This is a genomic window from Paenibacillus sp. FSL E2-8871 (assembly GCF_038000345.1).
Lineage (GTDB): Bacteria > Bacillota > Bacilli > Paenibacillales > Paenibacillaceae > Paenibacillus_AQ.
Genome location: NZ_JBBOBV010000001.1, coordinates 6722406 through 6748807, shown reverse-complemented (window position 1 = coordinate 6748807; position 26402 = coordinate 6722406). Strand labels below are relative to the sequence as shown.

Here is a 26402-nt window from a genome sequence, read left to right as displayed (position 1 = left end):
GGCAAGGTTTTTAAAGAGTAGGTCAATCACCAAGGGTCATATGTCTCCATATGATGAATGATATGTAACCCTTAGCTACCAAATTGCCGGCATCATGCTGCCTACCGGAAGGAGATCCACGATGTCCCAATTCAAGATCCCGGTCCATACGGTCCACACGGGCATCCTGCAGGAAAACGCTATAATGCTTGGCGAACGATCCATGAAAAGACTCAAAATCCCGTCTCACGGAACGCTCCAGCTGGCTTTCGGCTCTTTCCGGCAGGAGGTTACCATTATCCCGGCTCCCAAATCCGAAAGCCTGCGTGTAAGCGAAGGACTGGCGCGGCGGACCGGATGGAAACATCGGCAAACCCTCAACGCTTCATACAGCTCTGTAAGTCGTACCTTGCGACTTGGACCGTTGATCGGTGTACTCGTCAGCCGTGACCATCCAGATAATCTCGACAGGCTGTTTGGACCCATTACCATGTTCTGTCGAGAATTAACAAATGCCTGCCACTCACAAGGCGCCTATGTATATTTCTTTACCCCGGAAGCGCTGGAAACAAGCAGCTCTTCCATCCAGGGCTGGGTATACAACGAGGGTTGGAGGAAAATGAGTCTGCCCATCGCCGATGTAATCAACAATCGGCTAACGACGCGAAAGGTGGAGAATAAACCTAGCGTACAGCATTTTTTGGCGGATGTAAAATCACGGTATGGAACGCATTTCTTCAACGAAAAATTTCTTGACAAGACAGAAGTATTTGAAGCTTTAGCGCAAGACCCTTCATTGAAGCGGTATTTACCGGAATCGCATGCTTTAAACGGTTTTGCTGTTGTAAAGAAAATGTGCAGCCAATACCCAAGCGTGTTTCTAAAGCCTGTACGGGGCAGTCTCGGCAAAGGCATTCTCCGAATCTCCAAAGATGAAGGCGGAGGATACCGTTTGTTATCTACTACCTCTATAGGTACACGCAAGCAAAGCTACCCAACATTAGCTAAACTGTATCAGTCCATTGCTCCCAAGATGAAGACAACGCGCTACCAGATTCAACAAGGATTACCTTTGATGGAGCTCGGTAAGCGTCCTGTAGATTTCCGAGCACTTGTACAGAAGAATGGTACCGGAAAATGGGGCGTTACCTCCATTGTCGCTCGCACCGCTGGTAGCAATCATTTCGTCTCCAATCTAGCAAGAGGTGGCAGTCTCAGTACTGTCCGTGAAGCCGTTAGCAAGAGCAGCCTTCCTCCAGGTACCAAGGATAGCGTACAGCTTCAGCTTCCAAGAGCAGCACTAGCCATTGCAAGAGGAGTAGAAACCTTTATCCCTGCTCATTTCGGAGAGCTCGGAATCGATCTGGCACTGGATCAATCCGGACGAATATGGCTCTTGGAGGTTAACTCCAAACCTTCCAAGAACGATAATACACCGCTAAACGATCAAAAAATCAGACCGTCCGTCAAGCAAATGATTCTGTATTGCCGCTATTTGGCCGGTTTATAAGGAGGACACAATGACTGAAACAGCTATGGGGTTCCTCGGCATTATGACGGGCCGTCGCCACGGGAATCCTCCGATTGCCGAGCCAGAATTTTGCAGTCATTTATGCCGTGCAGCTCCGCGCTATAACCTTAAAGTCCTCGTGTTTCATCCGGACGGAGTAGCGGCAGACGGGTCATCTATAACCGGTTATACATGGAAAGACGGAAGCTGGCACAATACGACCTCTACACCACCAGATATCATTTATAATCGTTGTTTTTACAATAGTCCGAAAGAAAGAAAAGAAGCCTCGTCTGCACTCTCTTTCCTTCACCGCTCACTACCTTGGTCAAGAGGTCTACCTGATAAATGGTGCGTATACGAGATCTTGAAGCGTAACCGAAGAGCCGCTATTTTACTGCCGGAAACTGTTCTTTATACCGGTACACGCAAGTTAAGCAATATGCTCGCTGAAAGAGAATACGGGGTCTTCCTAAAACCCAAAGCAGGCTCTCATGGCAAACGTACATTACATGCCATACTGCAGAACAGACGCTCTGGAGGAGGCATAAGAGTACGAGGGCGTGATGGGACAAATACACCCTTTCAATATGTATTCAGCTCGCAGGATGAAGGACTGAACTGGATTCATGAATTTATCGGCACACGCCGCTATATTATACAGCCTTATCTGCACCTAACTAATCGTAAGGGGCAACCGTTCGATGTGCGTGTATTGATGCAAAAGAATGGCCTCGGTCGCTGGGATCTTACTGGCATGGCCGTTCGGCTGGGTAATCATGGTTCACTGACTTCGAACCTGCATGGCGGTGGAACTGCGGTTCCTCCTTTGCCCTTTTTGCTTGCAGAATATGGTCAGGACGGAAAAGACATCATGCAGGAGCTTGCTGCAGAAGCTGCATACTTGCCTCCTCTTCTGGAGGCTGCATGCGGTAGGCTTGGAGAACTCGGCCTAGATTTCGGTATTGATTCGAGCGGTCGGATTCATTTACTTGAAGCAAATTCCAAGCCAGGGCGCACGGTATTCCGGCTGACGGGCGACCGCCGGGCTGCTAAGCTCGCCGCCGAGAATCCACTGTCTTATGCGCGCCATCTGCTACTCACACAGCGACGGATACCATCCCTATCTACGGACAGCTCCGTTATAAACGGGAGAATGATAACAATGGTTCCTAAGGAGGATTCATAAATGAGTCTCACTTTTTGCAATGTGCATTTTACTAAGCAGCCCCAAAGAGTTGTATATGTATCAGGTGCACTGATGAAAAGCTTGAAATTAACCGGGAAGAAGAACATTCGCCTTAGACTCGGTAAAGATGCCATCCCGACCATGATCAAGCCCATCAAGCGCGCCGGAAATCATCTATTCCTCGCCACTGGTGTAAAGAGTGCTATCAAGGTTCCGAAATCTGGTGGTATCTATTTACGCAATCTGCAAAACGACGAGGTACAGCTTGGACCTTTGGTCGGTGTATTGACCGATGGGCCAGCATCTCCAAATCAACCCTTCGGTTCTCGCACTGGCTTTATAAAGCAGTTACTGCGGGAAGGCAGTAACAAATGTTATATATTTGCCTTTATGCCGCGTGATATCAACTGGCAACAGGAGCAGGTCTATGGTTATTTCTTAACCGCAGGCGGCAAATTCGAACGTAAAATGGTTCCTCTGCCTGATGTCGTCTACAATCGGCTACCCAGTCGGAGAGCGGAGACTTCACCTTATATCAACCAGCTTCGCGAACGCTTTATGCGCAAGAAAATCCCTTACTTCAACTGGAGCTTTTTCAATAAGTCCGATATTTATCGGTTGCTAGAGAATGACGGAGCTGCAAACCGTTACGTACCTGAGACACACAGCAATCCCTCCTCCGAAAAAATGAGAGAAATGCTGGATCACCACCATTTTGTATATTACAAACCTTCCGCAGGCAGCCTGGGTCACGGGATTTACCGACTTACCTATCTGCCGAAAAAAGGATATTTTGCCCGCTACCGCAAAGGTGGAAAAAACGTACTTCTGCGCTTCACTACCTTTGAAAGCCTCATGCGTATGCTTCGGTCACGACACGGTCAAGGCCTGCAAAATTATATCGTCCAACAAGGAATACGTTTGATTGAAATTGATGGCTGCCCCATTGACTTCCGATTCCATATGCATAAAAACGGCAGTAATCAATGGATTGTAGTCGGTATTGGCGCTAAGAAAGCCGGCCGGGGCAGTGTCACCACTCACCTCAAAAACGGGGGGGCATTGCTTACACCTGGGCAGGCGCTCGGGCGTGTATTCGGCAGCCGAGCAGATGAAGTATTACAGCGTGCGAAGAGTACAGCCATTAAGCTGGCAGAATCCTTAGAAATCCAGCATCGTCATTTGCTCGGTGAAATTGGCTTTGATCTCGGCATTGATCAGGATGAAGACATCTGGATGTTCGAGGCCAACGCCAAACCAGGACGTTCCATCTTCCGTCATCCTTCCCTGCGCGCTGAGGGCAAAGCTTCCATCGAGCACATTCTGGAGCATTGTCTATACCTCAGCAAATTCCGCAGGAGGGATGAGATGTGAACACCCATATTCCGGATGAAACAAAACCCGTTATTGCCATACTGACAACCAGCGATAAAGTAAGGCATTTTAATGGCAACCGTAATAATTTCCGGGACATCATTCGCACAGGCAAGGAACTGGGATTTCTTGTCTACGTCGTCACTGTCCGTGACTTGAAGCTTGAGGAACGGATGGTGAACGGTTATGTCCCATCATCCAGCGGAAGAATATGGTACAGCATTCCGGTACCTCTTCCACAAATCATATATAACCGAATTCCTACCCGTGAGGATGAGGAAAAACCTGCTGTCGTACGCAAAATAGCTCAATGCCTGGAACATCCAGGCATTAAGCTATATAATCCATATTTTTTCAATAAATGGAGTCTATTTGAATGGTTGAAAGGCTCGTATGCTACCTCGAAGCATGTTCCAAAAACCAGACGTTTACGCAGTGCAAACACGCTTATTGCCATGCTAAATAATCATACCAGTCTCTATCTTAAACCTGAGAATGGCAAAGCAGGTAAAGGAATTATGCGTTTAAAATACCGTGCAGATACCACCTTACCCTATCGTCTGCAAATTCAAAGCGGCAAAAAAAATGTGACCTACAAAGCTGCCTCAGTAGAACGCCTCTGGGCACGGATAGGCAAAGAAAAGGGAAGCTCACGCTATATCGTACAGCAAGCTATTGAACTAGCAACTCACCGAGGACGACCATTTGATCTACGTGTACTTCTGCAGAAAAACGGCAGAGGCGGCTGGGCAATGACTGGCATAGGTGCGCGTCTAGCTGGTGCCCGCAGCATCACTACGCATGTACCTCGTGGCGGAAGTATCGAGGAGCCCTCCACCATGCTGGAAAGCACATTTGGAACCGAAAGAGCAGCCTCAATCTTAAAAAGTGTACCTACAACTGCTCTGTTAATTGCCAGACAAATTGAAAGAGCCTCTGATTCTATGCTCGGGGAGATGTCGATGGATCTCGGTGTCGATGAGAACGGCGGACTCTGGTTCTTTGAGGCAAACTCCCGGCCGATGAAATTTGATGAGCCTGCGATTCGCAAGCTTTCTTTGGAGCGAATCTTTCAATATGGCCAGCACTTAGCACGCCATATCAAATAGAATCCATTAAAGGATGTGACACAGCATGCAGATATCCTCTATCTACGACACTGATGCTAAAAAGTGGAAATCGCGGCTAACCGGACTGCTTGAGTTTATAAGAGAGCATGGGGAGCGTCGGATTACAAACCAAGCTTGCAAGGTAATGGCCCGATTAACTCCAGAACAGTTGTCAGAGCCGGGTGTCTCGCTGCTTGTCGCCACCGTACGCGGTCAGAATGGGCGCCAGCTAGCAGGAGTAAGCTTCGTATCCGGTTTCGGTGAAGAGGCTTGTCTCGTTGCCGTGCATCCCTTATACCGAAATAGGCATACGGGCACCGCCCTTATGGCCGCCCAGTTAAAGCGTTTAGGCCGTCTGGAATGCAGTGTTGCCAGCGATAATACAGCCAGTCTGAAAATGTGTTTCAATGTTGGTCTTGCCGCAGTGGCGCTTACTAGTGGCCCTACTGGCAAGCCAACTTTATTGATCCGGTCACCACAGAATACCGTCAGTACTACAAACTCTCCACAAGAAGGTGAACTCCTGTGCCAGAGCCCGTCTTAGGCATTCTTACTTTGTATATAAATGAAGCCAAGCAGCTTGAAGAAAAGGCCGTGTACCGGAGAATGATCATTGAGGGCAATCGAATGGGCTTGGATGTTTTTGTGTTTACCCCCATGGATGTCCATCCCAGCAAAGAGCAGATCCATGCCCTTGTCTTTGATCCAAAGAGCGGGAAATGGTCACGTAAATGGCGTTCCTTCCCGAACATGATTTATGACCGTTGCCGCATCCAGCGCAGCACGCGCTTTCAACAATTGCTTCGTTTCCGTGAACACTATAAACATCTGCTGTTTCTGAATCGTCCACTGCGCAACAAATGGACCATTCACCAAACGTTCTCACAAAAGAGTCGCTTCCGGCAGCATATGCCAGAAACATTACTGTATAACTCCTCTGCGGATCTGCACCGAATGTTAAAGCAGAGCCCGGTCCTCTATATCAAGCCTGCAAACGGCACAGGTGGACGCGGTATCCTTAGAATTGAGCGGGTAAAGAACACTAAAGGGGTATTTGATATTCAGGGCCGCCGCCAAGATCGCCGGATTATTCCACCCCGAAAGGTCTCTGCCTCCCGATTGGATTCCATCGTTCGACAATGGTGTATTGGTGGACGTTTCCTCGTCCAACAGGGGATTCCACTACGTCTGCCTGGTGGACGTTTCCATGATTATCGCATGCTCGTTCAAAAGAATGGGCAAGGCGTCTGGGAGCTGACAGGTATGGCAGCAAGGGTCGGTGCCGCCCGAAGCGTAACCTCAAATCTTCATGGCGGTGGGCACGCCGTTCGAGCTGAAACGCTCCTGAAGGAATGGCTGGGTAGTCAAGATAAGACCGATAAGGTTATGAAAACTGCCGAAAGGTTAGGTCTTGATGCCGCTGCCTTCTTGGAAGAAAGTTTCGGAGCCTTATGTGAACTTGCACTGGATCTTGCCATTGATCGAGAAGGAAAAATCTATGTGCTGGAGGTTAATCCAAAGCCTGCACGTGAAGTGTTTGCCCGATCAGGGGACGGCAACACCTATCGCAAAGCACTAGTGCGACCTTTAGAATACGCGTTATGGCTATATAATAACAAAGGTGCCCCAACCACAGCTAAGACTACTGAGGAATAAAATGATACTCAACAACAAAACGACCGCCTCTCTGCAATATGCAGAAAGTGCGGTTGTTGTATGACTTCTGATGTTCTGAGGAACTTATATTAGAAAAACTCGTTGTATTGAAGATTTTGATTAGCTGAGCCAAGGCGTTAGAAAAAAGAAGAGTATAGTGGTACCCACACAAATATGGAGCAAGAGCTGTAAGTCCTTCTCTAATAGATGTTTTATAAACAAAAGATAGCTCACGATACACAACAAAAAAACAGCAATATAAAAAAATAAGGAATCATAATGAGTAACTATAAATAAGTCTCCGCCACCAATAGAAAAGACTATACCTATTACTAAAAACCACATGCCCACTCCAAGTGCAGCGCTTAAAGCAATAAAAAGGAAGCTCATTATCATTTTTTATACTCCTTTAACATGCTTCTCGATTCCTTATCATCACATAGGAATAACCCCTTTCCATGATCTATCGGATCATTCCCTTTGTTTATGTATATCTTTTTAGCTTTGAGCTATTCCTGCATCTGCATTTAGAACCTTAACATTAAAAAAGGCAACCCTCTGCTTAGATGAGGTTTGCCTTTTATTCTTTTACCAAATATAAATCGCGATATTCCTATTCGCTAACCAATGCGTTGTCGTACAAGTGTATCAACTCATCAAAGGAAGTGATAATTACATCGGAGCCCTTCAGCTCATCCTGACGGCCAAAACCTGCATACGCACAGCCGATGACGGTTTGAGCATTTCCCTTACCTGCCTCCACATCGGACGAGCGATCGCCTACCATCCAGGCACTCTTGATTCCATGATTGTCCAGCAAAATGCGTAGCAATTCTGTCTTCGTAGCAGTGCCTTGACCACCCGCACTATACAATCCTTCAAATAACTCTTTAAGCTCATGCACCACAACTATACTGTGAATGTATTCCTCCAGCCCATTACTAGCCACAAACAATCGTACTCCACGCTCTTTTAGAGCAGTCAGTGTTTCGACCACCTGAGGATACAGTAACGTCCCACCTGCTTCAAGTCCTTCGACCTCAAGCTGCAATAGCAGCTCATCTGCACGGCGGTGCACTGCCTCATCGGCATCAGGCATAACCTTCTTCCAAATATCTGCCAATAGCATCCCTAAGCCGCTTAGAATAAGCTCTTCCGGCGGTGTTGGTCCTGAGTATAATCCCTCTTCCCGCAAAATATCGAACATTTTATGATATGCAGGTAATAAAAGACTTTCAGTCTGGAACAGTGTTCCATCCATATCAAAAACAATCGCTTCCGGCTTGTTCAACTCCGAGTGAACCGCGTTCAGTTCTGTTCCTTGTACCTCTTTACTCATCTGTTGTTCCTCCCCATTCTCTTTTGCTTCAGGTAAGCACATTCATCTGCACGAAATTTCCAGTACAAGCCCTATGATATATGATATCACTTCGGAATGTCCATGCTCTCCACTTTTCTTGTTGCAGTTTATATTTCAACATGTTATATTACAACTTGTAATATAACATGTTGAAATATAAAGGAGAGATAACCATGTCACGTCCATTAATCATGCGCTTCCTCAAGCAGCCTGCTACCATCGTCGGGATTATAACTGCACTGTTGTTCCAAGTCTTTTTCAGCTTAATCTGGATTACAGGGTATGATCATGTAACTGATCGGGTAGATCGGTTGCCCATTGCTATTGTGAATGAGGATGGTGCGAATGCTCAGCCTGTAGTCGATGGCATTACCCATTCCCTTCAGTTCGTAACCAGACAGGACCTTCCACTAAAAGCTGCCAAGGAAGCCCTTGAGCATAGAGAAATCCGCATGATTATCAATATTCCACAAGGGTTCACCGGAGCGGTTAGTAATCCATCCGGAAAGACTGAACTCCGTTACCTCATAAATGAATCTAATCCGCAAATGGTTAGCAATGTTATGCAGACTGTAGCCCTTAAAGTCACGGCTGTCATGAACACTCAAAGCAGTAATACAGCACTAAACCAAACCCTCGAAGCTATGAAGCTGCCGCAAGCACAAGCAGAGATCATCAAAAGTGCAGCAAGCAGCCGAATCTCCGCAAACGTTGAAGTCATCAATCCCACAACTAATTTTGCACAAACTATGGTTCCGTTAATGATTGTTACTGCCTCCTTTACCGGAGCTATGTTACTCGCCATGAATCTGCAAAAAGCCTCTTCCAACTTATCGGGTCAATTTGGTAAATGGGATCGCCTTGCAGCCCGGTTTGCCATTATGAGTGCAACGGCTGTACTAACCTCTCTAGTGGGGACTATCATGGTTAACTCACTCGGTATCCACTCCAGCCATGGCTTTCTGCTCATGTGGCTGTTCGAGTTCACTGTGATTCTCTCCTGCATGATTCTTGCACAGTTCAGTCTGCTGCTACTCGGCGACGCTGGCGCCTGGCTAAATATCGCACTTCTCTCCATACAAATGTTAGCTTCCGGAGCAACAATTCCTCGCGATGTGCTTTCTCCTTTTTATAGCTGGATCGGTCCCTTCTCACCTGCTTACTACGCGGTAAATGGCATGCTCGACCTGGTTATCGGAGGTACTGGTATATGGAAAGATATGTTCTATCTACTCTGCATTGGTGCAGCAATAGCTGGATTAAGCATTATCCTAACCTTCATTCGCAAGGAAACTCAGTTATCACAAGAACAAGAGCCCGTACCAGCAAATGCGTAATTATTTAGTTTGCCTCCTTGGTTATGCCTTTTCAAATTGAGAGCGAAATGCAGTTGTGATATGGTAGGAGATGAAAGAGAGGAGCGACAACGATTCATGAATATACAAGATGTCATTCTAGGGATATTAAGTGAAAAACCTCATTCGGGTTATGAGATAAAACGGCATTTCGAGGAATACTTTTCTTTTTTCTTTGATGCCAGCTACGGCACCATCTACCCAACCCTGAGCAAGATGGAGAAGCTGGACCTAATCACCAAAGAATCCATACGGCAGGAAGGCAAACCTGACAAAAATGTATTTACCATTACCCGTGCCGGCTTGGATCAGTTCCATGCTTACTTGCAAACACCGGCAGAAAAGGAAGTTCTGCGTTCAGACTTTTTTATGCATCTGTATTTCGGAGATAAGACCGATAAAGAGAACATAGATAATCTACTTCGGCAAGCATTGATAGAAAAGCAGGCAATGTACGATGATCTTGATCAGAAATTAAAGCAACTAGATTGCAAACTGTCCCCTTACCAAAAGCTGTGTATGGAATTGGGCCTTGTGCAATATGAAGCCTTTATCAAAAAAATTCAAAGTGTGCTGGAGTCTGAATAAGGATCATGTGGGCAGTAGGTTTCCTATTATTCTAGGGGATTTGCTGCTTTTTTTGTTGTGCTATCATAAAAAAGAACCGGCAGCATGCACAAATTGTGCTTGCTGTACCGGTTCTTTTTTAGCAAAAATGTGTAATCTATCGATTATACTCTGTCAAAGCTAGAAATCAGCTCATCGAGAACATCTTTGCTTACCATTTTACCTTTGAAATTGATGAGGTTCTCTGCGCTTCCGGAGAAGATACAAGTTGGCTCGTATTTTCTAAGAATAATTTTCTCTCCATCTACAAAAATCTCGAGCGGGTCTTTTATGTCAATTCCCATCGTTCTACGTAGTTCAATAGGAATTACGATACGTCCCAATTCATCTACTTTTCTTACTATGCCTGTCGCTTTCATCATCGTACATCCTCCCTTAAATTCACATTAATAATCATTTTTGCTAAAAGCTATGTAGGCTTCTATGTGATAGTAATGATTACGCTATACTCTAATATTAAAGTGCTATTCATTCCCTGTCAATTTTATTTCTACAAAATATGATATTTATCGACAATTATTCGACAAAAATATGTACACTTTCGACAAAATGCTGTAAAGCGATCCAATTTATTCGTCTTGAAATTAATAAATATCCAACATTGCGATTACAAATCAGCTTGCAGAGTATCCCAATTGATACCATCATTTACCCAATACATCAAGTCTGGAAACACTCCGACGTATATCAGAGCAAAGAAACGTTTAGTAGAATTAATACAGACTATTTATGCTTTATGCATCTACTTTTTTCGACAATCCAGCTTTCTACTATGTACTGATTTAATATAAGTATTACATATTATTAATAGAAAGATCAAATATTGGATAAATTTAGCATAATTAATTGAATTTAATTACAAAAAAAACCGACCAGTGATCTCTGGTCGATCTATTCTATCGTTATAATACCTTCTCCGTAACCCTGCCATTCGCATCAATAATTGCATTATAAGAAAGGTTATTCATTAGCTTGATCGTCTTCCTATTGTAAGAATCATCCATAAAGTTGGGCTGTCCCCCAATAATCTTGACTGGCGTAATCTTACTCGTCACCTGGGCATCATTAATCTCAAAATTCACTAGCATCGAGTGAAGGGTTTTTTCCCCACCACGTGTTGAACGATTAAACACAAAGTTTCCAAGTGAATAATAGATCGGTTTATTTTTGTAGTATTCGATGCCCATCAGGCAATGGCTGTGTGCGCCGAGTATGATATCTGCACCACTATCAATCATCTGTTTGGCTAGCGTGCGGGCGTATTGTTCAGGGTAATCCTTAAACTCTTCATTCCAGTGAATGTACACAATCGTGTAATCATTCTCCTTAGACATCTTCTGAATAGCCGTAAGCATAGGCTGCGAGGTGTACGCTGAGGCAGCTCCCGGTTTATTGTTGCCGGCATACCAAGAAGGCCCTGAAAGCACTCGACTTACACCTAAGATAGCGATCTTCTTCCCCTTTACCGTCCTTGTATACGGTTTGAACGCTTCCTCTACATCTTTGCCTGCTCCTGTATGGCCAATCTTGTTTCGATCCAGATGCACCAGTGTATCAAGCATAGCGTCTGTTCCGAAATCTAAAATGTGATTATTAGCCAAAGATACGCCGTCAATCCCAGCATAGGTTAAGCCACTAAGCACTGCTGGTTTGGACCTAAAGGCAAAGGTTTTCTCTGCTGCCTTCCCTCGAATAGACACTGGCGTTTCCAGATTCGCGAAGGCGATATCTGCCTTTTGCAAGGTAGGTGCGACTTTTACAAACGGAAAGTTCACTCCGTATTTCGCGATCTGATCACCCACAAAACCGTCCAAGAGAATATCACCAGCAAAAGCAAGTCTGATAGGTTCTGAAGATGGCGAAGCTGCACTAGATGCAATCGTAGAAGGGAGGATCAGTGATAATAGAAGTGTAGTAAGTAGCATGCTGCGCAGTACATTCGACCCTAATCTCAAAAAATACAGCCTCCTATCCTCATTATGGAATCTATATTAGCTATTATTCTAGCTTACTGGAAATAGATTATTAATTTAAGGGTAAGAAGACCTGTTATGCCTTTGATTTTTTCAAAACAGCCCGGAAGCATTGTAACCCACCCCACAAATCTGTGGACACAGCATCTGCAGGCAACTCAAAATCCGTCTCCCCCCAATATTGAAAACCAGCCTGCAGCAGCAAATCATTCATAAGATTTAAGTTTACCGTCGGGTAATCAAACGTTAGCACGAGCAGCCCCTCTTCATTCAACGTTCGGTGAAATTCCCGTAAAGTGCCCACCGTATCCTCTAAGGTCAAATGCTCCAGCACTGATATGCAAAAAATAGTGTCAAAGCTCTCATCCTCATATGGAAGAGCCGCAAGATTGGCCTGAGCAAGATGCAAGTTGTTAGTTCTTCTAGCTATAACCTGCTTTGCCGCTTTTTCCCCGATCTCATCAGTAATCGCATCTAGGATGTCCTCCCGGTAAATAACCCTGCTGTCCATATCGCAAGCATAAACCTCTGCACATACCCCAGCTAAATAAAATTTCAAGGGATGAGGAATTCCACAAGCAGCATCCAGCACCACACCATGTGGTGAAATAAAGTTAATACACCACTCATATTCAAAGGGACGGCTCCACCAGGATTCTGGCAAATCATAAATTAACTTCTCACGGCTTGCATCTGAGTTTACAAAAAAACGCGAGACAAAGGGATGTGTTGGCATGGCCAGGACTCCTTTTTAACGGAATTTAAGGTAGTGAGAGTATATTCATGATTTGCTGATTCATTCCATAACCTTACATTGAGCGAGACAAACCCAAAAAAAACGGCTGCTCCCTTAGGAACAGACCATCTTTAAATATTATCCGTACAAACCTTATGAGTAAAAGGATAGAGGCTTGGCCTCAACTCCATGTTTCTCGATCAAATGATCTAGTAAAGCAGACCATTCCGCATCAACCGTGCATTGATCTGGATGAGCCTCGAACCAAGCAATTGACTGCTTTATCCCTTCAGAGAAAGGAACGGCAGCCTGGAAGTCAGGCACGAGACGTTTGATTTTACGATTGTCAAAAACACTGCTGACCGCTTGATCGCCGATCAAGCCATCCGCCGTCCCTGGAGGGGAGAAGGCTGTGATAAAGTCTGTTGAGATATGAACCACTTTCGGCTCCACACCTGCCGCTTGCCCAATGGCCGCATAGATCTGATTCCAGTTCAACACCTCATCAGAAGTAATATGAATGGCCTCCCCAATCGCTTCCGGATGCCCAAGCAATCCGACGAACCCTTTGGCAAAATCTGAGTTATGCGTCAGTGTCCACAAAGATGTTCCATCTCCATGGATGACTAAAGGCAAGCCACGACGGATACGATCAATCAAGGACCAAGGATGCTGTCCGCTCGTGAGTGCCGCAGGGATGGCTGTATTTCCGTAAGTATGGGAAGGACGAACAATCGTAACCGGGAATCCGCTGCTCTTGTGTGCTTCCATCAATAGCTGCTCACAAGCAATTTTATTTCTCGAGTATTCCCAATAAGGATTCTCCAGGGGTGTCTCTTCTGTGATTATATAATTACGCTGTGGCTTCTGATAAGCCGAGGCCGAGCTGATAAAAATGTACTGCTTCGTTTTACCTGTAAACAGGTCAATATCTGTCTGCACATGTTCCGGTGTAAAAGCGATCCAGTCTACCACTACGTCAAATTCATAATCTCGCAATACTTCGGCAGCCTCCGCCGGATTACGAATGTCACCTTGAATCACCTTCGCCCCATCCGGAACGAATTCGCCTCTTTGTCCTCTGTTGAACAAATACAGCTCTATTCCTTGTTCTACGGCGAGCGGGGATACAGCCTGACTAATCAGTCCCGTACCTCCGATAAATAATACCTTCATTTCACACGCTCCTTATAGAGGATGTTCAAAAAACGTACTTTTTGAACTCTCATTTATAGTAAAAGTAAACCTGGCTCGTCATTTATTCGTTAACGTAATCTCGCCATAAGTGCTTTGGCTGCCAATTCAGCAGCTTCTTCGCCTTCGCATTGCTGAGTAACGACTCATGGCCTTCCAGCGGCTGGCGGAAATCCGTCACCTCTGGATAACGTGCGGCCATTAACTCTCTGCTAGGAACAGCCATACTGGTCTCATTTGCGCATATATTAAGAGCAACTGCGCCCAATCCGTCCGTTTCAATCGCCAATTGGCAAGCTGTCGCTACATCCCGTGTATCAATATAACTCCACAGAATCCGATCACGCTGCGCGGGATCATGAATGAAGGAAGGGAAACGTTCATACGTCGATGGGTCAATGACATTTCCGATTCTTAGGGAAACGACTTGTATACCCGTTCTGCGCTGGAACATCTCTGCTGTCTTTTCATTCACAACTTTAGATAGACCGTAGCTGTCTTCAGGAAGTTGTGGATGATCTTCATCCATCGGTACATACTGGGGTCCCAACGGGTTAACCGCAAAACAGATGCCGTAAGAGGATTCACTGGAAGCAATAACTACTTTGCGAATGCCTAGTCCAGCAGCAGCCTCCAGAATGTTATAGGTGGATACTACATTATTTTGAAAGGTGACTTCACTCGTCTTTATATTTGCGGCTGGGATCGCAGCCAGATGCACAACTGCATCAGCGCCTGCTAGTACGCCGTACACTTCACCTAAATTATTCAAATCAGCAATGATCGTTTGGCACAAGGAATCTGGAGATTTTTGCGTATCCACATTCACAACCTCATACCCTTGCTCAACAAAATGCCGGACCACCCATCTGCCGAGCATCCCGCTTCCGCCAGTAACAACTACTTTCGCCATGATCATATCTCCTTTTTTATGAATCTATCTCTAGTTAAGAATCTCTTCTATTTTCTTCAAAATATCCTCGGAAAGTTCTATTCCCGAAGCCTTAACATTCTCTTCTACCTGCTGCGGACGACTGGCACCCACTAGCGCACTTGCTACATTAGGCTGACGCAGAATCCAAGCCAAAGCCAAATTTCCCACAGAAATATTCAGCTCCGCAGCTACCCCGCTTAGTTGGCGAACCTTTTCAATCTTCTCTTCTGTAATCGCCTTTTTCAACCGATCCAGCTTAGCCGCACGGCTATCTTCAGGGATGTCCGCGTTATACTTACCAGTTAACAGCCCTTGAGCCAGTGGAGAAAAAACAACCTGTCCAATGCCACGTCGCTCGCCTAGCGGAATAATTTCTTTCTCAATATAACGTTCGAACATATTATAAATTGGTTGGTTAACCACGATATGATCCAGTAAATAGCGGTCTGCTACAGCTAACGCATCTGTCATTTGCGCCGCAGTCCACTCACTTACACCGACATAATATACCTTACCTTGACGAACCAGATCATCCAGCGCACGTAAGGTCTCTTCAATTGGAGTTTCCGTATCGAAACGATGGCAATACATAATATCCACGTATTCTACGCCGAGACGCTGCAAGCTTGCGTGACATTGTTCCGTAATATGCTTGCGGGATAAACCACGATCGTTAGGCCCCGTCCCCATTTCGCCAAATACTTTAGTGGCCAGCACATAGGATTCTCTCGGATAGTTACGCAAGGTCTCGCCTAGCACTTTCTCAGCAGCACCCTTTTCGTAAACATTTGCCGTATCAAAAAAATTAACGCCTAGGTCGTAAGCGGTTTCAATGGCTTTAACAGCATTATCTCTTTCTACATAGCCTCCGTATGTCAGCCAGCTTCCCAGACTAATCTCGCTAACTTTTAGGCCTGTTCCACCTAATCTACGATATTTCATAATAACTGCTCCTTTCCATAGTTCCGTGTTATGATTTCGGCAGTTTGCCTAACGCACATATTCATTCTAGAATAGTTTGTATATAATAGGAAGAAGTGAAATTTAGTTTACTATATGATCTCTAGAGTAGTTACTATACAAGAGTATAGTGGCACCAAAACAGGAGGAGATTCCTTGACAACAGCTAAATCTAGCAATAATTATATCCCTAAAACCCCACTTACTATTGAATGTAATGTAGAAAAAACACTTGAAGTATTGGGCGGAAAATGGGCTTTTCTCGTACTAAGAGAGTTATTCGACGGTACCCAACGCTTTGGAGCGCTTCAGCGAAAAATTACTAATGTCAGCCCTCGTGCTTTGACTAGTACTCTTCGCCATTTAGAGGAACACGGTGTACTAGAACGCCATGTGTTTCCTACCGTACCGGTGACAGTGGAATATTCTTTAACTCCAAAAGGTGAGGATTTGCATCAAATTTTGAAGGAAATGAAGCTGTGGTCGGCCAAATGGACGTAGGTTTGATAGGGTAGGTTGCGAACTTATTCTTACTTTACCCATGGTATATATGCGTTGTACGCTAAAGAGTAATTAGTTATGATAGACTCAGAATGCTTGGGCAACGCAGAGCAGCGATCCTCCAATAACAGGAGAATCGCTGCTCTGTTAAACACTTATGTGACAACCTCTTCAGTATTTTTTCTATAAGCTTAATATTTATCCACAACCGCGCCGAGTACTGCCGTATTTACATACGGTTTTCCTCTAAGGCTTTGCAGCTCCTTAGCAGTGCCTGTAACAACAACTCCCAATAGCTTTACGTCACTGGCATCCGGTGCCGCTTTATCCTTTTTCAAATAGTTCGAGATTCGCTCAAATTCTCCGTAATACTTGCCCTCTTTCTGAAGCCCATATGCTAGTGATTGTAAAAAATCTTCTGGTTTCGGTTTAAATACCCCTTCCCAATTGACACCGTAACCGTATACTTGTCTCGCTGATTCCGGTAATGCATATTTATTCGGGCTGCTGTCATTCGTAATAAACTCAAGCTTCTTTTTATTGTCATACGTATCTACCCAATACCACTTCTGTGTCAGCTCTGTTGGCAGCATCTTCTCTACTTCTGCTTGTGTATAGCTTTTATCAAATGAAACTGCCATTTCTACCAACTTACCAGGTTCCATTTGTTCAAGTGCAGGTAGGTCATTCAACACCTTTCCGTTATAATTCACCCCAGGTACATAGAACATCATTTCCCGCTGTCCATTTTGACTGTTATATCCTCGGTAATATTCATAATTTTGGCTTGTCATTATTGGATCAGGAACATTAATACTAGAGTATCCCCTGTAAAGTAGAGAAAAACGGCTGCTCATACTGAATTCCAGCTTTTTAGTATCCCACACGACAGGTACACCCTCAACAACCTTGTACGTATTCAATTCAACTTTGCCCGATAAAAAGCCTAAATCCAGCTCAGTTCTCAGCTCATGAAGATTAGGACTGCTAATTCCCATCATAATCCTCTCCTCATCCAGACCACGCATCGCTAACCAGCTTGTCAGTTGAGTGATACCGAGCATGCCGCTAAGCAATACAATAATGGTCACGATCAGAGAAATGACCGTATTACGGATCATTGTTTTTCGTTTTGCTTTCTTAATTATTTTTGAAAGGTTTTGATCATCCTTTTGTTCCCATGGAGCCGTCATTCCGCTTCACCTCTGTATTTTTTTTGAAATTGCTTGCGGGCACGAAACAATGCCGATTTGACCGTATCCGTTGTGATCCCAAGGAGCTCAGCTATCTCCTGATAGGACAGCTCCAGCTCGTACTTCATAATAATGAGCTGTTTGTGGAGAGGAAGAAGCTCATCTAGTATACGTTCGATGTCCTCTCGTTTCTCTTTTAACAGCACATGATCCTCCGGCAGTTCCATATCAGGCACATCCACATAATCAATAGGAATGACTATCCGCTTGCTGCGGCGGCACAGATCATAATAACGATTAATCGCCACTTTATATAGCCATGCACTGAATTTGTTCTCATCAATGGAATCGATATACAAAAGCGCCTTATACACCGTATCCTGTACAATATCTTCAGCATCGGCTGCAGGTGCCCCGAGACGAATCAAGTATTTTTGGATTTCTAACATTTTCGGTTGAAGTATCTGGTGTAGCTGCCCGGGCTTCATCCTGCACCTCCCTTCGTATGTATAACGGTTAAGTTCTCCAAATGTTAGCTGATAGTAGAAAAAACTTATAAAAGAAAAGTTACACAAAAAAATCCCCTTACCGCTAACAGTATATAGATACCGTATAGCGTAAGGGGGTTCTCTTTTTAAAAAATATTTATTCACTTATAAAAGATTCATTTATTTTACCTCAGGAATGTATTGCTCTCCACCAATTTGCTGTCTCTCAAAGGAATGGTTCATACTAGCTTCCTGAATGTGTCCGTACGCCCAGTGTTTATCGCTGACGTCTTTCCACTTCTGCTGTGCTCCATGCAATGGTCCTCTGCCCAAAAGTCTGTTAATCATCACAACGGCTTCTGCACGAGTTAATGTCTGATTCGGACGGAATGTTCCATCCAAATATCCGTTGATAATACCAGCTGCTTTGGCCCCATCAATCGCATTTTTTGCCCAATGTCCACTATTAATGTCTTTAAAGCTGCCGGTCCCACTTTGTGCATTATCCAGCAAGCGCTCTACAATGATAGCCATTTCTGCACGAGTAATTAGCTGATTCGGCTTAAAGCTGCCATCTTCATACCCCTTCATTAATCCTTGTGCTGTAACTATACTAATAGACTGCAAAGCCCAATAAGTTGTATCTACATCTTTATAAGATGAGGGAACTTGTGCTTCATTCTTACCCCATAACCGTGCCAAAATCGTTGCCATTTCCGCACGGGTAATCATTCGTTCCGGGTTGAAGCTGCCATCCGCATAGCCTAAAATATATCCTTTATGCGATTCATGGACTACATTTGGATTGTTAGGCTGTTCCTTGTCCGTGCCACTATTTTTAGTAGGATTAGTGATTGTAGTGCCACCGGACGTGTTCGTTCCTTCCGAATTATTCTCTTTATTCGGCTGAGCGGAGAAACTGACGATTTGAAAACGACTGAACTTCGAAATCTCAAATTGGATCCCTTTTGCTACGCCGTTCTCATATTGAATAGTTCCTGCTACCAACTCTGTCGTGCCATCCGTATGTTCGATGAACACCTTTAAAGCGTCTAGGAAAGCTTGTCTATTCTCAGTTGGAATGGTAATTCCACTTAATGGGAGAACAACCTTTGTGGTAAATCCACCAAAGTTTGTTTCAATCTTTCTTGGAAGACCCAGTAAGTTAATCTGATTCCCAGCAGCGGCTAAAGTAACCTTAGGGTCAGTATTCGCTGCTTTTTTAGCCTCACTATCCTCTTGTGCGTTCTTAATCGGTACAATTCGGAAATAAAGATCTGTACCCTTAGCTGCTGCGTCTTTTAAAGCTTCCTGACTCAACTTTACAGAACCTTCATCGGTAAAGATATTCATACCCGCATTTCTGTCAGCCAGTGCTGAAACAGCTGCAGCTGGAATCTCTATGGCAATCTCATCTGCCTTATCATCTGCTTGCTGCTTAATTTCAACAGTTAGCGTCCGGTTGTTAATATCTCCATCCTGAGGATTAAAAGAATTCGTCAGACTTTCCACTTTTGACGGATCAACGATAACAGTATCAATCTTAACCTGATTGCTGAGTGTTGTTCTGAGTATGTTCAGACTCTCCGTGTGAATCATGTCATTTGCGTTTGCCTTTACATCAGCCGTTCTTCCGCTCTCTTGGCGTGTATTTTCTTTTTCCTTCACTATGTTCTTGTTAGTAACAACCAGAAGGAAACTCTTTGTGATGTTGGCGGTACCCTTAGAAATCGTAGCGGTAACAATTACATTCTTATCACCAACTTCTGGTCTGTTCACGGTACCATGTTCCTCACCATCTTTGCTGGATAGCTTAAGAACATCGATATTGGTCGAGGTCCATGTAATCTTCGTTCCATGTTTTCCTGTACCAAGCAACAAGAATTCATTTGTAACTGACTCCCATGTATCTCCATCCGAGAATTTAAAAGCCTTATCTACCCCTAATGCTTTAGCAGCATCTCTAACAGCATCCTCATCTGACATTCTGACAATGGTCACTTTAAATGTCTTTGTACGCTTTTCACCAGTCTCTTTGTCAAGAATCGTTCCAGTTAAAGTGACTTCGATATCCCTTTCATCAGGTCCAGGCTGAACTACTTTACCTGTTGCACTAACGACATCCGGTTTACTTGATTCCCAAGTGATTGATGTATTTCCAGAAGCACCTTTTTCAGTCAAATATAACGTTTTGGTCACATGTTTCGCATGATCCCCTGCACCATAGATAATATCCAACTTATTGTAATCATTTATTAGATGACTTAAGGATGGCTTCGTGGCATCCGTTGGGAACGGATCGTCCTTATCATTGATTCCATCGTGATCTGTATCTGGATGCTTCGGATTGGTGCCGTTAATGAGTTCTTCTGTATCCGGAATGCCATCGTTATCATCATCTGGATCTAGGCTGTCTGGAATTCCGTCGCCATCCGTATCCAACTCACCATTTACTGTCCCTGGTTTCGCTGCATCTGTTGGGAACGGATCATCCTTATCATTGATTCCGTCATGATCTGTATCTGGATGCTTCGGATTAGTTCCATTAATGAGTTCCTGTTCATCGCTCAGGCCATCATTATCATCATCTGGATCTAGGCTGTCCGGAATGCCATCGCCATCCGTATCCAACTCATCACCGACTTTTCCCGGTTTCGTTGCATCCGTCGGGAATGGATCATCCTTATCATTGATTCCATCGCCGTCTGTATCCGCCTTTTTCGGATTTGTTCCAAGCACGATCTCCTGCTCATCGGTTAGACCGTCGTTATCATCATCTGGATCTAGACTGTCTGGAATACCATCACCGTCTGTATCCAGTTGACCACCGTTACCTGGCTTCGTCGGATCTGTTGGGAACGGATCATCCTTATCATTGATTCCATCATGATCTGTATCTGGATGCTTCGGATTAGTTCCGTTAATGAGTTCCTCTTCATCGCTCAGGCCATCATTATCATCATCTGGATCTAGGCTGTCCGGAATGCCATCGCCATCCGTATCCAGCTCATCACCGACTTTTCCCGGTTTCGTTGCATCCGTCGGGAACGGATCATCCTTATCGTTAATTCCGTCGCCATCCGTATCTGCCTTCTTCGGATCTGTACCGAGCACGATCTCCTGCTCATCGGTTAGACCGTCGTTATCATCATCTAGATCTAGACTATCTGGAATACCATCTCCATCTGTATCCAGTTCGCCGCCTCCGTTACCCGGCTTTGTCGGGTCGGTTGGGAACGGATCATCCTTATCATTGATTCCATCATGATCTGTATCTGGATGCTTCGGATTAGTTCCGTTAATGAGTTCCTCTTCATCGCTCAGGCCATCATTATCATCATCTGGATCTAGGCTGTCCGGAATGCCATCGCCATCCGTATCCAGCTCATCACCGACTTTTCCCGGTTTCGTTGCATCCGTCGGGAACGGATCATCCTTATCGTTAATTCCGTCGCCATCCGTATCTGCCTTCTTCGGATCTGTACCGAGCACGATCTCCTGCTCATCGGTTAGACCGTCGTTATCATCATCTGGATCTAGACTATCTGGAATACCATCTCCATCTGTATCCAGTTCGCCGCCTCCGTTACCCGGCTTTGTCGGGTCGGTTGGGAATGGATCATCCTTATCATTGATTCCGTCATGATCTGTATCTGGATGCTTCGGATTAGTTCCGTTAATGAGTTCCTCTTCATCTCTCAGGCCATCATTATCATCATCTGGATCTAGGCTGTCCGGAATGCCATCGCCATCCGTATCCAGCTCATCACCGACTTTTCCCGGTTTCGTTGCATCCGTCGGGAATGGATCATCCTTATCGTTGATTCCATCGCCGTCTGTATCCGCCTTTTTCGGATTTGTTCCAAGCACGATCTCCTGCTCATCGGTTAGACCGTCGTTATCATCATCTGGATCTAGACTGTCTGGAATACCATCACCGTCTGTATCCAGTTGACCACCGTTACCTGGCTTCGTCGGATCTGTTGGGAACGGATCATCCTTATCATTGATTCCATCATGATCTGTATCTGGATGCTTCGGATTAGTTCCGTTAATGAGTTCCTCTTCATCGCTCAGGCCATCATTATCATCATCTGGATCTAGGCTGTCCGGAATGCCATCGCCATCCGTATCCAGCTCATCACCGACTTTTCCCGGTTTCGTTGCATCCGTCGGGAACGGATCATCCTTATCGTTAATTCCGTCGCCATCCGTATCTGCCTTCTTCGGATCTGTACCGAGCACGATCTCCTGCTCATCGGTTAGACCGTCGTTATCATCATCTGGATCTAGACTATCTGGAATACCATCTCCATCTGTATCCAGTTCGCCGCCTCCGTTACCCGGCTTTGTCGGGTCGGTTGGGAATGGATCTAAGCTATCTGGGATACCGTCCCCATCCGTATCTGGTTCAGTCGTAAACGTCCAAGCTGCTTTATCCGTAATTCCAGCGTACTTGTTATCGGCAGCATCCTTAAACGCCCCAGCTGCAACAAGGACATAATATTCTGTACTTGGTTGTAGATAGCCCACTTTCACACCGTTGCCAGGCGTTACAATCATTGGATTAAACGTTACGGTGTTACCCAATACATTGACGCCCATAGCACCTGTTTCGAAGCTGTAGACAACACTATCATCAGATTTCTTGCGAATTTCAATTTTTTTACCCCACACATCTTGAACAGCTGAATTGAATGTCAGCTTCAAACTTGTATCCGCTGCTACATTCGTAGCCCCTTTTACCGGCGAATATGCTGTAGCCGTAAGATCCGTCTTATCTGAAGCTAATCCTGTCGTGAAGTTCCAAGTGGTCTTATCCGTAATCCCTGCAAAAGCGTTACCTTTCGCATCCTTTATTGCTCCGGCATCAACCTGTACATAATATTTCGTATTGTAGTCCATATATTTTCCATCATGATCTGACAGCATCAAATAAGGATTGATCGTCACTGTTCTGCCCGAGACGCTAACACTGGTTATATCGCCCATATCAAACGCATAAACAGTACTGTTATCGAGCTCCTTTTTAAGCATAACCTTTTTGCCTGTCACACCTACTACATTTTCACTAAACGTAAGCTTCAAATCGGAGTCCACTCCAACATTTGATGCTTCATCAGCAGGCGATAGTGATATTACAGTAGGTCCTTTTGCAATTTCCGCAGCTGTAGTAAATCTCCAACCTGTTTTAGAAGTAATGCCTGTAAACAAATTGCCAGCTTCATCTTTAAAAGCACCCGCTTCGATCAGCACGTAATAACCTGTTCCGGCTGCCAAGCTGGACGACAACTTAAGAGTTGCTTTCCCATCCAATAACGTTATCTTAGTCGTATCGTTAGCTGTGATAGTTTCAACCACACTATCATCGGACGTTTTCCGAATCGAGATGTTTTTGCCTGCAACTGGAACTACCTTCTCACTAAACGTCAACCCAAGGTTCGTATCGACCGCAACCTCTGACGCGTTATTGACAGGCGTAAACGTCTTTATTAATGGCGGTGTAGTGTCCGGTCTAGCTACCATTTCAAAGATCCATGTATTTTCTGCTACTTCCTTACCTACCGCAGGTGACCCTGAGAAATGTCTATATTCCGCAAAACCGTATAGACCTTCATAGCTGTTTCCTGCTATATCTACCAAAGCACCTTGATCAATGGTTACATAGTATTCTCGACCATAATCCAATTTGGTCTGTTTAATCGTTACTACGTTCCCTGTGATTGTTACTTTATTAGTATCATCAATAGCAATCAATTCTACCTCTTCAGGGGGATGAGATTCATAATAATCTTCAGAATAAAAAGCACTACCCGGTGACATGATTCTAATATATTTTTCTTCCCCCACTAATGCCTTTACTTTCTCGCTGAACTTGACAGTGAGTTCCGTGTTCAGAGGTACTTTTGTTGCATTAATAGCAGGTGCCAGAGAGGTCACTGTTGGAGCAGTTTCATCTGGCGCCACTGTTGTGAAGTTCCATTTCGTCTTGTCAGTGATACCCGCATAGCTATTACCTGCGATATCTTGAACGGCTCCAGCTTCAATCTGCACGTAGTATTCAGTACCATACGCCAAATCTGTAGCAGGCTTAATCGTTATTTTGTCTCCAGATACCGTAACTTTCGTAGGATCACTTGCTGTTATCGTCTCTATAACACTGTCGTCTGTCTTGTTAAGAATCTTGATCGTTTTACCAGTCACCTTGACATTTTCGCTGAATGCCAATACGAGGTTGGTATTCACTGGAACATCCTTGGTATCATTCGCAGGAGTCAATCCCACTACCGTTGGCGCGAGTGTATCCGCTGGAGCTCCGGTTTTGAAATACCACGGAGCTGTGCCAATCTCCATTAGTACATTATTAATATACTGTACCGAAGTGACCATCCCAACATAATCATTATTGAAGGTATCTTGGAAAGCTCCACTATCCATGGTCACATAATAATATTTATTGTTTGCCATGTTTTTTGCTGGATTGATCGTAACCTTATTGCCTGAAATCGTCACTTTTGTAGTATCACTCGTGGAAATCCGTTCGAACTCGACAGCCTCTGTATAATTGTTAGATGATCCATCCGAGAACATTGTTCCCGGTACCATAATCCTTATAAATTCCCCCCTACCCGCATGTACATTTTCACTAAAAGTTAGAGTCAAATTAGCATCTGTTGCTACATTCAATTCTTTCTTCGCAGGAGAGAACTCTGTTACTATAGGTGCAGTGGTATCACTACCGGAGCCTGTTTTGAAATCCCATACCTCTGCAGCCGTGAAGCCATCCCGCACATGAACTTGGCCATCAAGAATCTCTATCTCTCCATACAATCCCTCATAAAGATTACCTGCTGAATCCTTAAACGCAGCCGGGTCAACCTTTACGAAATAATTCGTTTTATAATCTAGGTCAGCAGCTGGGTTGATCTTTACAATATTGTTCGAAATCGTTACTTTACTTGTATCATCAGCGGCGATCGTCTCTACTTTGGTTGAGCTTGCAAGCAGTTCTGGATATTCGGAACCACCAGCATTAGAAGTGACTTGCGGTTTCCAAATCGATATGCTTTTACCGGAAACGGTCTTTACACCCTCATTAAAAGTCAACGTAAGATCTGCATCGACCTTCACATTCTGCGCATTTTTCTCAGGGGCATATGTCGATACTATCGGCGCTTCTTTATCCTCTGGACCACCACTATTCCCGGGGTCTGTATTGACAGCTACAGCTACAGGAACCATGAAGGTACCTACCATATAAGGTCCTGGGCTGAGATCTATAGTTTTTATTACTGTATTTTTTGTTGTATCTATTACACTCATATTGCTAGCACCATAATTAACCGTAAATGCTTGACTCCCATCTTTGGAGAGACCAATTACATATGGCGTAGAACCCACATTCATAGTTGTTTCCACCTGATTCGTTATTGCATTGATAACAGTAACCGAATTACTTAAAGCGTTAGCTACATAAACCTTACTCCCATCCGGACTAACTTCTGTTGCGAAAGAACCATTACCAACAGGAATGGTAGCCTCCACTTTATTTGTTACTGTATCAATCACATCTACAGATTTATTCGTAATTGTTGCTACGTAGATCTTGGAGCCCGCGGGATTAACTGAAAGGCCATAGGGTGACGAAGATACCGGAATTTTAGAAATCACAGTGTCGCTCTTAACATCCAGTACAGAGACCTCACTTCTACCGGATTGGGTTAAATACAGACGATCTCCAATCACCACCATTGCTACTGGATTATCACTTACAGATATTGTACGTATCACTGAAAGCGTAGCTGTATTGATCACTGAAACAGAGTTACTGGAGTAATTGGCCACATAGGCTTTACTGCCGTCTGAGTTAAATGCAACGCCATGAGGCCACGTCCCCACTGCAATGGTTGAAATCACAGTGTCAGTGGATGGATCTATAACAGAAACAGTCCCATCCGCTCTGTTAGTTACAAAGACCTGGGTCTTATTCGGATTAATGGCGGCGCTATTCGGCTGATTTCCCACCTTGATCTTCGCCTTTTCCACCGATAAATTCGTTAAATCTATTACATCCACTACACCACTCATAAAACTTGTAACATATGCCTTCTGAAATACCGATGTCGTATCCATATCCGCAGAGTCAGCGTAAACCATTTCTCCGCCTCTAATAAATAGGGACGAGCTTATGTTGACCAGTAATACAACTAACAGAATGCTGATTGCCTTCTTGGACCTGACTAATCGAAGCACACTCTCAACTT

20 protein-coding genes are annotated in these 26402 nt (G+C 44.6%); 9 read left to right on the top strand and 11 right to left on the bottom strand.

What is annotated here, in order from left to right; genetic code table 11:
- Positions 1–121: 121 nt before the first annotated feature.
- Genes NYE25_RS30160 through NYE25_RS30135 form a run of 6 tightly spaced genes read left to right on the top strand, consistent with a single transcriptional unit; the run spans position 122 to position 6817 of the window.
- Positions 122–1489 (top strand): YheC/YheD family endospore coat-associated protein, encoded by a 1368-nt coding sequence (locus tag NYE25_RS30160; RefSeq protein WP_341049190.1) that lies wholly within the window; start codon positions 122–124, stop codon positions 1487–1489.
- 10 nt (positions 1490–1499) lie between these two features.
- Entirely contained in the window at positions 1500–2678 is a 1179-nt protein-coding gene (locus tag NYE25_RS30155) for a YheC/YheD family endospore coat-associated protein (RefSeq protein WP_341147595.1), read from the top strand.
- The gene (locus NYE25_RS30150) at positions 2679–4052 is read left to right on the top strand and encodes a YheC/YheD family endospore coat-associated protein (protein ID WP_076283328.1); all 1374 of its coding nucleotides are present in this window, start codon (positions 2679–2681) and stop codon (positions 4050–4052) included.
- Positions 4049–5161 (top strand): YheC/YheD family endospore coat-associated protein, encoded by a 1113-nt coding sequence (locus NYE25_RS30145; protein ID WP_076283329.1) that lies wholly within the window; start codon positions 4049–4051, stop codon positions 5159–5161. Before NYE25_RS30150 ends, NYE25_RS30145 begins: the two co-directional genes overlap by 4 nt.
- A 25-nt stretch (positions 5162–5186) precedes the next feature.
- Entirely contained in the window at positions 5187–5705 is a 519-nt protein-coding gene (locus NYE25_RS30140; protein WP_076283330.1) for a GNAT family N-acetyltransferase, read from the top strand.
- Positions 5687–6817, top strand: a complete 1131-nt coding sequence (locus NYE25_RS30135; protein ID WP_341147594.1) for a YheC/YheD family endospore coat-associated protein — start codon at positions 5687–5689, stop codon at positions 6815–6817. The genes NYE25_RS30140 and NYE25_RS30135 overlap by 19 nt, the downstream gene beginning before the upstream one ends.
- 120 nt (positions 6818–6937) lie before the next feature.
- Here NYE25_RS30135 and NYE25_RS30130 read toward each other — a convergent pair whose 3' ends face one another.
- Positions 6938–7213, bottom strand: a complete 276-nt coding sequence (locus tag NYE25_RS30130) for a hypothetical protein (protein ID WP_076283332.1) — start codon at positions 7211–7213, stop codon at positions 6938–6940.
- 217 nt (positions 7214–7430) lie between these two features.
- Positions 7431–8156: an HAD family hydrolase gene (locus NYE25_RS30125; protein ID WP_341147593.1), complete on the bottom strand. Its 726-nt coding sequence runs from the start codon at positions 8154–8156 to the stop codon at positions 7431–7433.
- A 194-nt stretch (positions 8157–8350) separates the two neighbouring features.
- Between NYE25_RS30125 and NYE25_RS30120 the strand changes: the two genes are divergently transcribed.
- Together NYE25_RS30120 and NYE25_RS30115 are read left to right on the top strand one after the other, a co-directional pair.
- The gene (locus NYE25_RS30120; RefSeq protein WP_341147592.1) at positions 8351–9514 is read left to right on the top strand and encodes a YhgE/Pip domain-containing protein; all 1164 of its coding nucleotides are present in this window, start codon (positions 8351–8353) and stop codon (positions 9512–9514) included.
- Positions 9515–9610: 96 nt separating this feature from the next.
- On the top strand, positions 9611–10120 hold the full coding sequence (locus tag NYE25_RS30115; RefSeq protein ID WP_042186461.1) for a PadR family transcriptional regulator: 510 nt from the start codon (positions 9611–9613) through the stop codon (positions 10118–10120).
- Between the two features lie 143 nt (positions 10121–10263).
- Here NYE25_RS30115 and NYE25_RS30110 read toward each other — a convergent pair whose 3' ends face one another.
- The 6 genes from NYE25_RS30110 to NYE25_RS30085 form a co-directional block, all read right to left on the bottom strand.
- Positions 10264–10521: an AbrB/MazE/SpoVT family DNA-binding domain-containing protein gene (locus NYE25_RS30110; protein ID WP_042125931.1), complete on the bottom strand. Its 258-nt coding sequence runs from the start codon at positions 10519–10521 to the stop codon at positions 10264–10266.
- 540 nt (positions 10522–11061) lie between these two features.
- Positions 11062–12084: a CapA family protein gene (locus NYE25_RS30105; protein WP_445667192.1), complete on the bottom strand. Its 1023-nt coding sequence runs from the start codon at positions 12082–12084 to the stop codon at positions 11062–11064.
- A 124-nt stretch (positions 12085–12208) separates the two neighbouring features.
- Positions 12209–12868 (bottom strand): class I SAM-dependent methyltransferase, encoded by a 660-nt coding sequence (locus NYE25_RS30100; RefSeq protein ID WP_076283335.1) that lies wholly within the window; start codon positions 12866–12868, stop codon positions 12209–12211.
- 153 nt (positions 12869–13021) lie between these two features.
- Entirely contained in the window at positions 13022–14044 is a 1023-nt protein-coding gene (locus NYE25_RS30095; protein WP_341147591.1) for an SDR family oxidoreductase, read from the bottom strand.
- A gap of 82 nt (positions 14045–14126) precedes the next feature.
- Positions 14127–14975, bottom strand: coding sequence for an NAD-dependent epimerase/dehydratase family protein (locus NYE25_RS30090; RefSeq protein ID WP_341147590.1), 849 nt, complete (start codon positions 14973–14975; stop codon positions 14127–14129).
- A gap of 30 nt (positions 14976–15005) precedes the next feature.
- Positions 15006–15938, bottom strand: a complete 933-nt coding sequence (locus NYE25_RS30085) for an aldo/keto reductase family protein (RefSeq protein ID WP_149645917.1) — start codon at positions 15936–15938, stop codon at positions 15006–15008.
- 174 nt (positions 15939–16112) lie between these two features.
- On the opposite strand from NYE25_RS30085, the gene NYE25_RS30080 reads away from it, so the two are divergent.
- Entirely contained in the window at positions 16113–16457 is a 345-nt protein-coding gene (locus tag NYE25_RS30080) for a winged helix-turn-helix transcriptional regulator (protein WP_042186450.1), read from the top strand.
- 191 nt (positions 16458–16648) lie between these two features.
- Here NYE25_RS30080 and NYE25_RS30075 read toward each other — a convergent pair whose 3' ends face one another.
- From NYE25_RS30075 to NYE25_RS30065, 3 genes are all read right to left on the bottom strand, one after another.
- Complete coding sequence (locus NYE25_RS30075) at positions 16649–17650, bottom strand: anti-sigma factor (RefSeq protein ID WP_341147589.1); 1002 nt, start codon at positions 17648–17650, stop codon at positions 16649–16651.
- Positions 17647–18138 (bottom strand): RNA polymerase sigma factor, encoded by a 492-nt coding sequence (locus NYE25_RS30070; RefSeq protein ID WP_341147588.1) that lies wholly within the window; start codon positions 18136–18138, stop codon positions 17647–17649. Before NYE25_RS30070 ends, NYE25_RS30075 begins: the two co-directional genes overlap by 4 nt.
- Positions 18139–18318: 180 nt before the next feature.
- The gene (locus NYE25_RS30065; protein WP_341147587.1) at positions 18319–26295 is read right to left on the bottom strand and encodes an Ig-like domain-containing protein; all 7977 of its coding nucleotides are present in this window, start codon (positions 26293–26295) and stop codon (positions 18319–18321) included.
- Positions 26296–26402: the final 107 nt, after the last annotated feature.